Below are 12,659 nucleotides of genomic sequence, written 5' to 3' on the forward strand. Positions count from 1 at the left end.
CCGATTGCCGGAGCTGACCCCGACTTTCATGCTAACATGTGAATACCTATTCATTTGTTTGCTATGGCTATCTATTCTGACAACGATGCTTCCGTCGCGGAGCTGGCGGATCTGTTCCATTTGCTGGGGGATTCAACCCGGCTGCGTATCGTGCTGGCTTGCCTGGAGCAGCCGATCGCGGTCAGCGATATCGCGGGCTCGCTGCAACTGAGCTCGTCGCTGGTCAGCCACCACTTGCGCCTGCTGCGCGCGGCCCGTATCGTCAAATCCGAGCGCCAGGGCAAGCAAGTCTTCTATTCCACCGCTGATGCGCATATCAGCGGCGTCCTGCGCGATATGCTGGAACACATCGCCGAACCATCCAACGGTAACGAACAATGAGCGCCCATCACCACGGACATGGCCACGACCACGGCCATCATCACCACCATCACGGCGAAGTAGGCCACGGCCGTGCCTTCGCCATCGCTATTGCGCTCAACGCGGCCTTTGTCGCCATTGAGTTCTTCTACGGCTTCCTGGCCAATTCCACCGCGCTGATGGCCGATGCCGGCCATAACCTGTCGGATGTACTGAGCCTGATCCTGGCCTGGGGTGCCGCCATCTTGGCCAAGCGCGAGCCGTCCGGCCGCTACACCTATGGCTTGCGCAGCAGCTCGATCCTGGCGGCGCTGTTCAATGGCATGCTGCTGATGGCGGCCACCGGGGCCATTGCCTGGGGCGCGTTCCAGCGTCTGATGGCGCCGACGCCTGTGGCGGGGCTGACCGTCTCCGTGGTTGCTGGCATCGGCATTGCCGTCAATGGCATTTCGGCCTGGCTGTTCATGAAGGGCAGCAAGGACGATCTGAATATCCGCGGCGCCTACCTGCACCTGGCAGCCGATGCGGCCATCTCGCTGGGCGTGCTGATCGCCGGCCTGGTGGTCATGTACACCGGCTGGGCGTGGATCGACCCGGCAGTATCGCTGGTGATCGTGGTGCTGATCATGAAGAGCACCTGGTCGCTGCTGCGCGAGGCGCTGGATATGACCCTGGGCGCAGTGCCGGGCAATGTCGATGCGGCTGAGGTGGAGAAATTCCTGCTGGCCAGCCCCGGCGTGACAGGCGTGCACGACCTGCATATCTGGTCGATGAGCACCACCGACGTGGCGCTGACCTGCCACCTGGTCATGCCGGGCGGTTATCCGGGCGATGCCGCCATCGACAACATCGCCAGCCAGTTGAAGGAGCAGTTCGGCATCCACCACACTACGCTGCAGACCGAGCAGGGTACCACCCAGCACGAGTGCTGCCTGCAAGGCCATGACCATGCGCTCGAAGAAAAGCACGACCATGATCACGATCATGACCACCACCATGGCCATGCCCATTAAGCCCCAGTACCGGCCCGGGCCAAAAACCCATACATAGCCCCGCCAGCCCGTCCAAGCTTTCGGACGAAAAAATTGCCTGCCCGCATCATTAATATGCCGGCAGGCTTATAAATCAATCACTTACCGGCCTCCGTCCCGCGCAATGACAGCGGGCACACGGCTTGCTGTTGAGCCAGGACCCCGCCAGAAACGCGGGGACCTACACAACGGAGACCGGAATGCAAAAGAAGCGCCCCCTCACCCTCTACATCCTGTTCGCGATGCTGCTTGGCATCGCCGTCGGCTACGCCTGTCACACGGTATTCCCTGACAAAAAACTCACCGCCGACATCTCGGCCCATATCTCGCTGGTGACCGACATCTTCCTGCGCCTGATCAAGATGATCATCGCGCTACTGGTGTTCTCCACCCTGACTGTCGGCATCGCCAACCTGAGCGACGGCAAGGCCGCCGGCCGCATTGGCGCCAAGGCCTTCGCCTGGTTCATCGTTGCCTCGCTGTTCTCGCTGGCCCTGGGCATGCTGCTGTCGAACCTGATGCAGCTCGGCACCAACCTTGGCCTGCCGCTGCCCGCCATCGACGCCAGCACTGGCTTGAAAACCTCGGCCTTCACGCTGAAGGACTTCGTCACCCACGTGGTGCCGAAGTCGCCGATCGAGGCCATGGCCAATAACGAGATTCTGCAAGTGCTGGTGTTCTCGATCTTCTTCGGTTCAGCGCTGGGTGCGCTGGGCGAATCCGGCAAGCGCTTGCTGGACGTGGTCGACGAACTGGCGCAGGTAATGTTGCGCATCACCGGCACCATCATGGGCATGGCCCCGCTGGCGGTGTTTGCCGCCATGGCTTCGGTGGTCACCACCAACGGCCTCGGCATCCTGGCCACTTTCGCCAAGTTCATGGGCGGCTTCTACCTTGGCCTGTTCTGCCTGTGGGTCCTGCTGATCGGCGCCGGCTTTGCCGTGCTGGGTCCGCGTGTACTGCGGCTGGTGGGCCTGATCCGCGAACCATTCCTGCTGGCCTTTTCCACCGCCAGCTCGGAAGCGGCCTATCCAAAACTGCTGGTCGCGCTGGACAAGTTCGGCGTGCAGCGCCGCATTTCCAGCTTCGTTCTGCCGATGGGCTATTCCTTCAACCTGGACGGCTCGATGATGTATTGCACCTTCGCCGTGCTGTTCATCGCCCAGGCTTACGGCATCGACCTGTCGCTCGGCACCCAGGTCACCATGCTGCTGCTGTTGATGCTGACCTCCAAAGGCATGGCCGGCGTGCCGCGCGCTTCACTGGTGGTGATCGCCGCCACGCTGACCCAATTCCACATCCCGGAAGCAGGCCTGCTGTTGCTGATGGGCGTGGACCAGTTCCTCGACATGGGCCGTTCGGCCACCAACGCTGTCGGCAACGCCATCGCTACCGCCGTCGTGGCGAAGTGGGAAGGCGCGCTCGGCGCAGAAGAACAAGCGGACGAGCATAGCTACATCCGCGCCGCCTAAGAACAACAACCTCAGGAGAACCCCAATGAAATACACTGCCACCACCCTGCTGGCCCTGGCCTGCTGCAGCGCGCACGCCCAATCTTCCGTCAAAATCTACGGCGTGGCCGATGCCGGCATCGTGCTCGAACGCGGCGGGGCCGCCGGCAATACCAGTAATGTAAGCAGCGGCGTCGCCTCCGGCTCGCGCATTGGCTTCAAGGGCATGGAAGACCTGGGCAATGGCCTGTCGGCCAGCTTCGTCGTCGAGAGCGGCTTTGCGATGGATACCGGCGCCTCCGGCCAGGGCGGCCTGACATTCGGCCGCCAGTCCTTCGTCTCGCTCGGCAGCCCGCTTGGCACCATCAGCGCCGGCCGCCAGTACTCGCCGTATTACAAGGCCCTGCGCGATATCGCCGATCCCTTCGCCGATGGCCTGGCAGGGCAGGCTACCAACCTGATGGTGCCTAACCGCCGCATGGACAATTCGCTGCTCTACGCCTCGCCCAAGCTGGCGGGCTTCTCGACCGAGCTGGCGTACAGCGCGGGCGAAGTGGCAGGCGACAGCACCCGTAAGCGCGCCCTGAGCGCTGCGCTGGATTACGACGCAGGTCCATTGGCGCTGTCGGTCTCGCACTTCCGCCGCGAAAGCACCAGCGCCGGCCTGCATGCCCACAACACCCTGCTGGCAGCGCGCTACAAGTTGGGCAACTACCAGCTGCACGCGGGTTATGCCTTCAACCGCGGCATGGGCACGGTAGGCGGCGGCGGCAGCAGCACGCTGTCGAACGGTGCAGCCGGCACGACCGGCACCATTACCAGCGCCACCAGCATCATCACCAGCGGCACCATCGGCGTTCCTGGCGCTTCCAGCCGCGACGTGGTGCTGGGCCTGTGCGCGACCTTCGGGCCGCACAGTTTTGCCGGCTCGGTGGTGCAGCATATGGACCGCAGCGCAGCCGACCAGGATGCGCGCCAATATGGCCTGGCTTATCTGTACTCGCTGTCCAAGCGCACCGACCTGTACGCTGCCTATGGCAGCATCAACGGACAGAATGGCGCGCCTTTCACAGTCGGCAATGCCACCGACGACGGCAAGGGCAGCCGCGCTTTTAACCTGGGGTTGCGCCATCAACTGTAAGCAAGGTTTGTTATAGTTGGCTTTTATGCCAATCCAGTCCGACATCACCACAAGCTCGCAGGCGCAGCCGCGCCAGGCCCAACACGTCCGTACTTTATGGGGCCTGGTGCTGCTGGCTGGCCTGGCCCTGCCCTACCTGGCGTACTGGTGGGCCGACAGCGCGACCACCGAGCGCCTGCGCGAAGCGGGAGCGCAACGGCTGGAGGTGTACGCCACCAGCCTGGAAAACCTGCTCGACAAGTACGACCTGGTGCCGCGCATGCTGGAGCTGGACAAGGATGTGGTGCGGCTGCTGGAAAATCCCGGCGACGAGGATGCGCGCAACAGCGTCAACGAATACCTGGAAGGCCTGAACAAGAAGGCCGAATCCAGCAATATCTACATCGTCAACCTGCAGGGCCGCACCCAGGCCGCCAGCAACTGGCGCCAGCGCGACAGCTTTATTGGCGACGACGTCAACTTCCGCCCGTATATCCGCAATGCGCTGCGCGGCCGCCCTGGCGGCTTTTACGGCGTGGGCACGACCAGCCTGGAGCCGGGCTACTTCTATGCGCACGGGATCTACAAGGATGGCCGCATGCTGGGCGTGGCGGCCATCAAGGTCAGCATCGAAAGCCAACAGCGGAGCTGGACGCAGGGCAGCGACAAGGTGGCGCTGGTGGACCCGAATGGCGTGATCTTTCTCAGCTCGGACCCGGCCTGGAAATTCAAGGCACTGAAACCCTTGTCGGCAGGCGTGCGCGCCGAGCTGGAACAAACCCGCCAATACTTCGCGCAGGCGCTGCCGCCGCTGACGCTGAAGCACGACGAGGCGCTGGCCAACGGCAACCGCCTGCTGGTGATCCGCGACAGCAATGCCCCAGCCGCGGCCACCACGCCGCTGATGCTGGCGCAAACCCGCTCGCTGTCGCCGCGCGACTGGACTTTCATCTACCTGTCCGACCTGAACGCAGCGCGCGGCAATGCCAGCGTGGCTTTCCTGTTTGCGCTGCTGGCGTATGGCTTCCTGGTGCTGCTGTTCCTGTACTGGCGCCAGCGCTTGCGGGCCAAGGAAGAACTGGAGCGCATGGTCGCCGAGCGTACCGCCAGCCTGGCGCGCATGACGCAGGACCTGAGCAAGGAAGTCGACGTGCGGCGCCAGGCCGAGCAACAATTGCAGATCACGCAGAACGAGCTGTTCCAGGCCGGCAAACTGGCGGTGCTGGGGCAGATGTCGGCCAGCATCACGCATGAACTGAACCAGCCGCTGACGGCGCTGCGCACCATGTCCGACAACGCCGTGCTGCTGTTCGAGCGCGGCCGCATGGACGACGTGCGCAGCAACCTGAAGACCATTTCGCAGGTGGTGGCGCGCATGGGCACCATCACCGGCAAGCTGAAGGGCTTTGCCCGCAAGTCGAATGCGGAACTGGGGCCGGTGTCGATCCACACCTCGATCTCGAATGCCCTGGTGTTGGTGGAGCGCCGCATCCAGCTCGACAAAGTCACCTTCCAGTTGCGCATCGACCAGGCCGATATCTATGCGCTGTGCGACAGCAACCGCCTGGAGCAAGTACTGCTCAACCTGATGACCAACGCGCTCGACTCGATGGCCGGCTGCGCGGTACGCGAGCTGGTGCTGGAAGTGAGCAGCAAGCCAGGCCGCGTGCAGATCCGCGTGGCCGACAGCGGCCCCGGCCTCAGCGACGAAGCGCGCGCGCGGCTGTTCGAACCCTTCTACACCTCCAAGCCGCAAGGCGAAGGCCTGGGGCTTGGCCTGGCCATTTCAGAACAAATCATCCGCGATTTCGGCGGAAGCTTAAGAGCGGAACAGGCCAGTGCCGGCGCCTGCTTCGTGATCGAATTAAAAGCGGCGCAGGAGACATGATGGACAATATACAAGTGCTGCTGGTCGAAGACGACCCGACCGTGCGCGCCGGCAGCGCACAGGCGCTGGAGCTGGCAGATTTTACCGTGAGCAGCTTCGAAAGTGCCGAGCCGGTCGCCGAGCTGCTGCAGGCGAACAGCGCGGCCGTGCTGGTGAGCGACGTGCGCCTGCCCGGCATGAGCGGCCTGGAGCTGCTGGCAACGGCGCGTGCCATCGACCCGGAGCTGCCGGTGATCCTGGTCACCGGCCACGGCGACATTTCAATGGCGGTGCAGGCCATGCACGATGGCGCTTACGACTTCCTTGAGAAGCCCTATTCTTCGGAACAACTGGCCGAGGTGGTACGGCGCGCGACCGACAAACGCCGCCTGCAACTGGAAGTGCGCGCGCTGCGCCAGAAGCTCGAACACAGCGAGGGCATCGAAGCCTGCCTGCTGGGCAACACGCCCGCCATGCGCGCCCTGCGCCAGGTGATCCTCGACGTGGCCGGCCAGCCGGCCGATGTGCTGATTTACGGCGAAACCGGCACCGGCAAGGAACTGGTGGCGCGCTGCCTGCACCAGTTCAGCGAGCGCAGCAAGCACCACTATGTGCCGCTCAACTGCGGCGCCATTCCCGAGACCATTTTCGAGAGCGAGCTGTTCGGCCACGAGCAAGGCGCCTTCACCGGCGCCGCCAAGCGACAGGTCGGCAAAATCGAGCATGCCGACCGCGGCACGCTGTTCCTGGATGAAGTTGAAAGCCTGCCGCTGGCAATGCAGGTCAAGTTGCTGCGCGTGCTGCAGGAGCGCTCGATCCAGCGCCTGGGCTCAAACGCGCCGGTGCCGCTGGACATACGCGTGATTGCCGCCTCGAAGGAAGACTTGAAGGAATTTTCCGACCAGGGCAAGTTCCGCAGCGACCTGTATTACCGCCTGAACCTGATCGTGCTGCATATCCCGCCGCTGCGCGAGCGGCGCGAAGACATCCCGCTGCTGTTCGAGCACTTCATGATGGACGCGGCAGCGCGCTACAAGCGCCCCTGTCCCGTGGTGCCAGCCGCGCACATGCAGCAGTTGATGGCGCAGGACTGGCCCGGCAATGTGCGCGAGTTGCGCAATGCGGCGGACCGCTTCGTGCTGGGCCTGTCGGCTGCGGCCGAGAGCATGGCGCCTGCCACCCTGGCAGACCAGGTCGGCGCCTTCGAACGTATGCTGATAGAACAGGCGCTGCGCGCGGCCGACGGCAACGTCGCCGCCGCCTGTACCGCGCTGGGCCTGCCGAAGCAGACCATGTACCACAAGATGCAGAAATACGCCCTGGCGGCCGAAGACTACCGCTGAGTTATTTGACGTCCATCAGTTCAACGTCGAAGATCAGGGCCGAATTGGCAGGAATGTTCGGCATGGAGCGCGAGCCATAAGCCAGTTCCGACGGAATGATCAGGGTGCGCTTGCCACCTACTTTCATGCCGACGATGCCCTGGTCCCAGCCCTTGATCACTTTGCCGGTGCCCAGCTTGAAGTCCAGCGGTTCACCGCGTGGAATCGAGCTGTCGAACTGGCGGCCGCGCTGGTTCTTGGCCAGTGGGCGGTACAGCCAGCCGGTGTAGTGCATGAAGACAGTATTGCCGACGTTGGCTTCGGCGCCCTTGCCGATCTTGTGGTCGGTGATGATCAGTTGCTCGGCGGCTGGGCCGGGCTGGGCCGAACCCGGCACGATCGGGCCTTGCTGGGCCGACGCTGCGGCATCAGCTTGTTGCGCCACGGGAGCCGCTGGCTGCGCCTGGGCAGGTTCTTGGGTAGGCTGCTGTGCCTGCGCCAGGCCGGCGGCGCACAGGAATGCGAACAGGATCGAAGTGCGTTTCATGTATATTCGTTAAGTGGTTTTAAAGCGGCTGCCATGATAACAAAACAAGCTGTGCACAAACTGTTTTTTGCGCTCTGGCCGGACGCGGAAGTCCGCCAGGCCTTGCTGCGGCTGCAACAACCAGTACGCGGACGGCTGATTCCGCCGGAGAAACTGCACTTGACCATGGCGTTTCTCGGGCAGCAACCGGCCGAGGCCTTGCCTGTTTTGCTCGACATCCTGCATGCAACGCATGTACCGCCTTTGCAGTTGACGGTGGATTGTTATGGCTACTTCAAACGGCCGCGAATTGCGTGGACGGGGATGCGGGAGGTGCCGGCGGGCTTGCTGGCGGTGCAGGGGGAACTGATGGCGCGGCTGGAAGCGGCTGGTTTCAGCGCTGCGACACATGGGGAGTTCAAGCCGCACGTCACGCTGGCGCGCGAGGCGAAGGAAACGCCCGCCGAATTCAGCGGGAGGCCAGTGGTGTGGAATGTGGAAGGATTGGCGCTGGTTGAGTCGGTGGCCGATGGGCGTTATCTGCCGGTCGCTAAAACCGGTAAACCAGTGTCAGACACAAGTGTCTGACACTTGCCTGCGGCGGCCGCGTATCAGTTAACGATTTCCGCCTGCTCCGCCAGCTTGCGCAGCAAATGCCCCGCCGCCACCATGCCAAACGTCGCAGTCACCACCATCGCCGACCCAAACCCTGCGCAATTGATGCCCGTCAGCCCAGGCTTCGTCGCAGCCTTCTCATCGCCGTCAACGGTGCAAGCCTCGCCAGTCTCGGGAAACTTCAGCGGCTCCATCGAAAACACCGCATCGACCCCCAGCTTGTTCTTCGAATTCGGCGGATAGTTGTACTCGTTGCGCAAACGCCGCCGCACCTTCTTCAGCAGCGGCTCCTGCTCAGTCTTGGACAAATCACGCACCTCGATGCGCGTCGGATCAGTCTGCCCACCCGCACTGCCGATCACAATCAAAGGAATCTGCTTGCTGCGGCAATAGTGAATCAGGGCCGTCTTCGACTTGGCCGAATCGATCGCATCCACCACATAGTCGAAGCGATGCGCTCCCACCATCTCATCCAGGTTATCCGGCGTAACGAAATCCTCCACCTGCACTACTTCGCAGAATGGATTGATCTGGGCAATGCGCTCCGCCAGCGCGGAAATCTTGGCCATGCCAATGGTGCCGGACAGCGCCTGGATCTGGCGGTTGATATTCGACTCGGCCACATTGTCGAGGTCAATCAAGGTCAGCTTGCCGATCGCCGAGCGCGCCAGCGCCTCCACGATCCACGAGCCAACGCCGCCCACGCCAATCACGCAGACATGTGCCCCACGGAAACGCGCGAGGGCTTTTTCACCGTAAAGGCGGGCAATGCCGCCGAAACGGCGGTCAAAATCGATATCTTCCAGAACTGGATCAACTATTTGCGGGGAATTCATCCCGTTATTTTAGCTGACCCGGGCTACAATGTTTTCTCTTGCCAAGTACACTAGACCCGCGCTATGAGTAATTCCTTGATTGATACCGCCCCCGGCTACGACCAGCCGATCGCCGTCCTGAAGCACTGCCACGACAAGATCCGCAAGCAATTGCAAACCTTGCAGAACCTGCTGAGCCACCTGCCCCAGCACGGCGCCGATGCCGCTGCCCAGCAAGCCGCGCAGGCCGTGCAGAAATACTTCAACAAAGCCGCCCACCTGCATCATGCCGACGAGGAAAACGACCTGTTCCCGCTGCTGACTGCCGCCGCGCAAGGCGACGACGCGGCACTGCTGGCCAGGCTGGGTCCGCAAATCCTCGCGCAGCACAAGCAGATGGATCTCGACTGGGATATACTCGATTCGCAACTTGATAAGATTGCCAACGGTTCCAGCGCGGCATTGAATGTTGCCGATGTAGAGCGCTTCGTACAAGCGTACACCGCGCACATGGAAACCGAAGAGGCGCACGTCGCGCCCATGGCCAAACGGATACTCAGTCCCGCCCAGATGACCATCCTGGGCGAGGCCATGCAGCAGCGCCGCGGCATCCTGCCTGCGGCGATTGCCGGCGGAATCGCCCTGGCAGACCTGCGCATGGATTATGGCCGCGCCAGCCTGTCGGAAGCCGACACCCTGGCCGACCCGATTGCGCAGTTTGCCAAGTGGTTCAACGAAGCCATGAAGGCGCAGGTGAACGAGCCCAACGCGATGAGCGTGGCCACGGTCGGCAGCAACGGCCGCCCGAGTTCGCGCATCGTGCTGATCAAGCAGTACGACGAGCGCGGCTTCACCTGGTACACCAACTACCAGAGCCAGAAAGGCCAGCAGCTCGCGGAGAATCCGCACGCGGCAATCCTGTTCTTCTGGCCCGAACTCGAACGCCAGGTAAGGATCGAAGGCCGCGTCGAAAAAACCTCCGCCGAAGAGAGCGACAAGTATTTCTACAGCCGCCCGGTGAAAAGCCAACTGGGAGCGATTGCTTCGCAGCAGAGCCGGCCGATCGCCAGCCGCGCAGCAATGGAAGAGAGTTATGCCGCTGTCGAGGCAGCCAGCGGCGATCAGCCAAAACGGCCCGAGCACTGGGGCGGTTACCGCCTGGTGCCGGACCGCGTAGAGTTCTGGCAAGGGCGCGCCTCGCGTTTCCACGACAGGATAGTCTATAACTTGCAGGACGGTAGCTGGCAGAAGGAGCGCATCCAGCCCTGATCCGTCCTCTTATAGGGAAGGGGCAGGCGCATGTTTGTACAAAACCGCATCAATAGCTGGATCAGCAGCATTGCCCCGCAAGTCGCCCTGCCCCTGAGGATCGAGCTGTGGAATGGCCGCAGCTTCGACTTCTCGCAAGAAGCGCCGCGCGTGACGATCCGCGTTCCCAGTCCAGCCGCGGCGCGCTACCTGCTCAAGCCATCGCTGTCCAGCCTGGGCACTGCCTATGTCGAGGGCGCCATCGAAGTGACCGGGCGCGCGGTCGACATGATCAAGGTGGTCAATGCCCTCGCGCGCAGCTCATTGAAGGACACCAGCAGCCTGGACCGCATCGCGCGTACCTTCCACCACAACCGCAAGGGCGATGCGGAAGCGATCCGCTACCACTACGACGTATCCAACGAGTTCTACCAGCAGTTCCTCGACCCGAACATGGTGTATTCCTGCGCCTATTTCGAAAATGGCGACGAGGACCTGGCCACCGCGCAGCTCAAGAAGATCGACCATATCCTGGCCAAGATCCAGCTCCAGCCGGGACAGACTCTGCTCGACATCGGTTGCGGCTGGGGGGCGCTGGTGATTCGCGCGGCACAGAAATACGGTGCGCGCTGCGTCGGCGTCACGCTCAGTGAAAACCAGCATGCGCTGGCTGTGGAACGCGTGCAGGCCGCCGGGCTGTCGGACCTGGTCGAAATCCGCTTGCAGGATTACCGCGATGTTCGCGGCAGCTTCGACCGCATCACCAGCGTTGGCATGTTCGAGCACGTAGGCGTCAAACACCTTGTGGAGTACTTTGAAATTATCAACAAGCTGCTGGCCGACGATGGCTTGGCAATGAATCACGGAATCACCTCGACCGATCCGGATAACGGCGAAACGCCGTATGGCGGCGGCGAGTTCATTGAAAAGTACGTCTTCCCGCACGGCGAACTGGCTCACATCGGGCAAGTGCTGCGCGCAATGCAGGAGGGGCAGTTAGAAGCGTATGACGTTGAAAACCTGCGCCGACATTACGCCCGCACGTGCACCATCTGGACCGAGAATTTTGAGGACCACGAAGACAAGGTGCGCGAGCTGGCAGGTGACAAGCGCTTCCGCATCTGGCATGTTTACCTCGCCGGCTGCGCCTATGCCTTCGACCAGGACTGGATCAGCCTCTATCAAATCGTCTGCGGTAAGGCGGGGCGGCATCCTTCTACCCTGCCCTGGTCACGCAGCTACATGTACCAGAAAGGATAGCCGCAAAACTATGCTGCTTGCTGTCGATGTTCAGTATCGGGACGACTGCGGATTCGCTGCAGGCGTACTCTTCCAGGATTGGCTTTCTGAACGCCCTTTGCGCACTGTCTCCGCACGGGTCGACGGCATTGGCGAGTACGTGCCTGGAGAATTCTATAAGCGCGAACTCCCTTGCATCCTCAAGCTCCTGGAGGGTGTTGATGAGCAAATCGACTGCATCGTTATCGACGGCTTCGTCTTTCTTGATGACGAAGCCAGGCCTGGCTTGGGAAAACATTTGTTCGATGCCCTGGCGGGACGATATCCCATCGTCGGCGTGGCGAAGACTTCCTTTGCAGGCATCGGCAAACAGTACGAAGTCCTGCGCGGCGACAGCAAGCGCCCGCTTTACGTCACCACGGCAGGCTACGATCTCGTTGCCGCTAAGCGACATATCGCAGCCATGCACGGCGAACACCGCATGCCTACCGTCCTGAAATTGGTCGATCAATGCTGCCGCGGCGATGCCATGATGGCCAGCGAAGTTTCATAGAATCGAAACCTGACCATCAAGCGGCCGACTCTTAAGTTGGCAATCATTGATTCTGAGCAACGTGATAATATTTGCAAGAAGCGTCAATTGGACGTCCATTTCACGTTAGAAAGCTCATGGTCTACCTAGATTGCTCCGGAATTCGATTTGGGTCGCAGCTCGACGAAAAGCATCTGTTCGAGTGGGCGCGTGAAATTCCTTGTGTGGCGCATTGGGAACGGGACACACTGGTGGTGAAGTCGAAGCGGATCTCTGAGGCGTCGCTTCGCGACCTTCTGGCTTTGTTCTGGCGCTACGAAATTCCGATGGCTCAGCTTGCTCAATTCAAAAACACGAAAAATGAGTCTTGGTTCGCCGCTCCTATCATGTACTGGCATATGGCGGTATTCGGTTCTAACGAATAAGGTTAGATCGTGCGAAGCCACGATCTGAACCGTTTGTTGGACAAGCCCGGGCCTGCACCGCAGGCGCATAGAAAATATGTCTTGGGATGTTGTCCCGGAATAGGGACT

At 61.8% G+C, this 12,659-nt stretch carries 13 protein-coding genes; 11 read left to right on the forward strand and 2 right to left on the reverse strand.

Going from position 1 to position 12,659, the window contains the following annotated elements; genetic code table 11:
• Window positions 1-63 precede the first annotated feature (63 nt).
• The 6 genes from ASD58_RS10325 to ASD58_RS10350 all read left to right on the forward strand — a co-directional run bounded on the left by ASD58_RS10325 (window position 64) and on the right by ASD58_RS10350 (window position 7,172).
• On the forward strand, window positions 64-381 hold the full coding sequence (locus tag ASD58_RS10325) for a helix-turn-helix transcriptional regulator (protein ID WP_057261009.1): 318 nt from the start codon (window positions 64-66) through the stop codon (window positions 379-381).
• Window positions 378-1,373 (forward strand): cation diffusion facilitator family transporter, encoded by a 996-nt coding sequence (locus ASD58_RS10330; protein WP_057261010.1) that lies wholly within the window; start codon window positions 378-380, stop codon window positions 1,371-1,373. Before ASD58_RS10325 ends, ASD58_RS10330 begins: the two co-directional genes overlap by 4 nt.
• A gap of 218 nt (window positions 1,374-1,591) precedes the next feature.
• Entirely contained in the window at window positions 1,592-2,863 is a 1,272-nt protein-coding gene (locus tag ASD58_RS10335; RefSeq protein WP_057261011.1) for a dicarboxylate/amino acid:cation symporter, read from the forward strand.
• Between the two features lie 25 nt (window positions 2,864-2,888).
• Window positions 2,889-3,983, forward strand: coding sequence for a porin (locus tag ASD58_RS10340; protein WP_057261012.1), 1,095 nt, complete (start codon window positions 2,889-2,891; stop codon window positions 3,981-3,983).
• A 25-nt stretch (window positions 3,984-4,008) separates the two neighbouring features.
• Window positions 4,009-5,850 carry an ATP-binding protein gene (locus tag ASD58_RS10345; RefSeq protein WP_057261013.1) on the forward strand — a complete coding sequence of 614 codons (1,842 nt, stop codon included), beginning with the start codon at window positions 4,009-4,011 and terminating at the stop codon, window positions 5,848-5,850.
• On the forward strand, window positions 5,850-7,172 hold the full coding sequence (locus ASD58_RS10350) for a sigma-54 dependent transcriptional regulator (protein WP_082565338.1): 1,323 nt from the start codon (window positions 5,850-5,852) through the stop codon (window positions 7,170-7,172). Before ASD58_RS10345 ends, ASD58_RS10350 begins: the two co-directional genes overlap by 1 nt.
• A 1-nt stretch (window position 7,173) precedes the next feature.
• On the opposite strand, the gene ASD58_RS10355 is transcribed toward ASD58_RS10350, so the two are convergent.
• On the reverse strand, window positions 7,174-7,698 hold the full coding sequence (locus tag ASD58_RS10355) for an FKBP-type peptidyl-prolyl cis-trans isomerase (protein ID WP_057261015.1): 525 nt from the start codon (window positions 7,696-7,698) through the stop codon (window positions 7,174-7,176).
• Between the two features lie 33 nt (window positions 7,699-7,731).
• Here ASD58_RS10355 and thpR point away from each other — a divergent pair, with 33 nt between their 5' ends.
• On the forward strand, window positions 7,732-8,265 hold the full coding sequence (gene thpR / locus ASD58_RS10360) for an RNA 2',3'-cyclic phosphodiesterase (RefSeq protein ID WP_057261016.1): 534 nt from the start codon (window positions 7,732-7,734) through the stop codon (window positions 8,263-8,265).
• Between the two features lie 23 nt (window positions 8,266-8,288).
• Here the strand turns inward: thpR and tcdA are convergent, their stop codons facing one another.
• On the reverse strand, window positions 8,289-9,128 hold the full coding sequence (gene tcdA / locus ASD58_RS10365) for a tRNA cyclic N6-threonylcarbamoyladenosine(37) synthase TcdA (RefSeq protein ID WP_057261017.1): 840 nt from the start codon (window positions 9,126-9,128) through the stop codon (window positions 8,289-8,291).
• A gap of 75 nt (window positions 9,129-9,203) precedes the next feature.
• On the opposite strand from tcdA, the gene pdxH reads away from it, so the two are divergent.
• The 4 genes from pdxH to ASD58_RS10385 all read left to right on the forward strand — a co-directional run bounded on the left by pdxH (window position 9,204) and on the right by ASD58_RS10385 (window position 12,551).
• Window positions 9,204-10,376: a pyridoxamine 5'-phosphate oxidase gene (gene pdxH / locus ASD58_RS10370; RefSeq protein ID WP_307177294.1), complete on the forward strand. Its 1,173-nt coding sequence runs from the start codon at window positions 9,204-9,206 to the stop codon at window positions 10,374-10,376.
• 30 nt (window positions 10,377-10,406) lie between these two features.
• The gene (locus tag ASD58_RS10375) at window positions 10,407-11,615 is read left to right on the forward strand and encodes a cyclopropane-fatty-acyl-phospholipid synthase family protein (protein ID WP_057261019.1); all 1,209 of its coding nucleotides are present in this window, start codon (window positions 10,407-10,409) and stop codon (window positions 11,613-11,615) included.
• Window positions 11,616-11,625: 10 nt separating this feature from the next.
• Entirely contained in the window at window positions 11,626-12,147 is a 522-nt protein-coding gene (locus tag ASD58_RS10380) for an endonuclease V (RefSeq protein WP_057261020.1), read from the forward strand.
• A gap of 116 nt (window positions 12,148-12,263) precedes the next feature.
• A complete protein-coding gene (locus ASD58_RS10385) occupies window positions 12,264-12,551 on the forward strand; it encodes a hypothetical protein (protein WP_057261021.1) in 288 nt (95 codons plus the stop codon).
• The last annotated feature ends 108 nt before the right edge of the window (window positions 12,552-12,659 follow it).

Origin of the sequence: Duganella sp. Root1480D1 (genome assembly GCF_001427305.1) — a bacterium.
GTDB lineage: Bacteria > Pseudomonadota > Gammaproteobacteria > Burkholderiales > Burkholderiaceae_D > Rugamonas.

Coding starts and splice junctions, on each gene's coding strand:
- thpR (WP_057261016.1), top strand. CDS start 7,732: ATGATAACAAAACAAGCTGTGCACAAACTGTTTTTTGCGCTCTGGCCG.
- ASD58_RS10350 (WP_082565338.1), top strand. CDS start 5,850: ATGGACAATATACAAGTGCTGCTGGTCGAAGACGACCCGACCGTGCGC.
- ASD58_RS10385 (WP_057261021.1), top strand. CDS start 12,264: ATGGTCTACCTAGATTGCTCCGGAATTCGATTTGGGTCGCAGCTCGAC.
- ASD58_RS10330 (WP_057261010.1), top strand. CDS start 378: ATGAGCGCCCATCACCACGGACATGGCCACGACCACGGCCATCATCAC.
- tcdA (WP_057261017.1), bottom strand. CDS start 9,128: ATGAATTCCCCGCAAATAGTTGATCCAGTTCTGGAAGATATCGATTTT.
- ASD58_RS10340 (WP_057261012.1), top strand. CDS start 2,889: ATGAAATACACTGCCACCACCCTGCTGGCCCTGGCCTGCTGCAGCGCG.
- ASD58_RS10380 (WP_057261020.1), top strand. CDS start 11,626: ATGCTGCTTGCTGTCGATGTTCAGTATCGGGACGACTGCGGATTCGCT.
- ASD58_RS10355 (WP_057261015.1), bottom strand. CDS start 7,698: ATGAAACGCACTTCGATCCTGTTCGCATTCCTGTGCGCCGCCGGCCTG.
- ASD58_RS10345 (WP_057261013.1), top strand. CDS start 4,009: ATGCCAATCCAGTCCGACATCACCACAAGCTCGCAGGCGCAGCCGCGC.
- ASD58_RS10375 (WP_057261019.1), top strand. CDS start 10,407: ATGTTTGTACAAAACCGCATCAATAGCTGGATCAGCAGCATTGCCCCG.
- ASD58_RS10325 (WP_057261009.1), top strand. CDS start 64: ATGGCTATCTATTCTGACAACGATGCTTCCGTCGCGGAGCTGGCGGAT.
- ASD58_RS10335 (WP_057261011.1), top strand. CDS start 1,592: ATGCAAAAGAAGCGCCCCCTCACCCTCTACATCCTGTTCGCGATGCTG.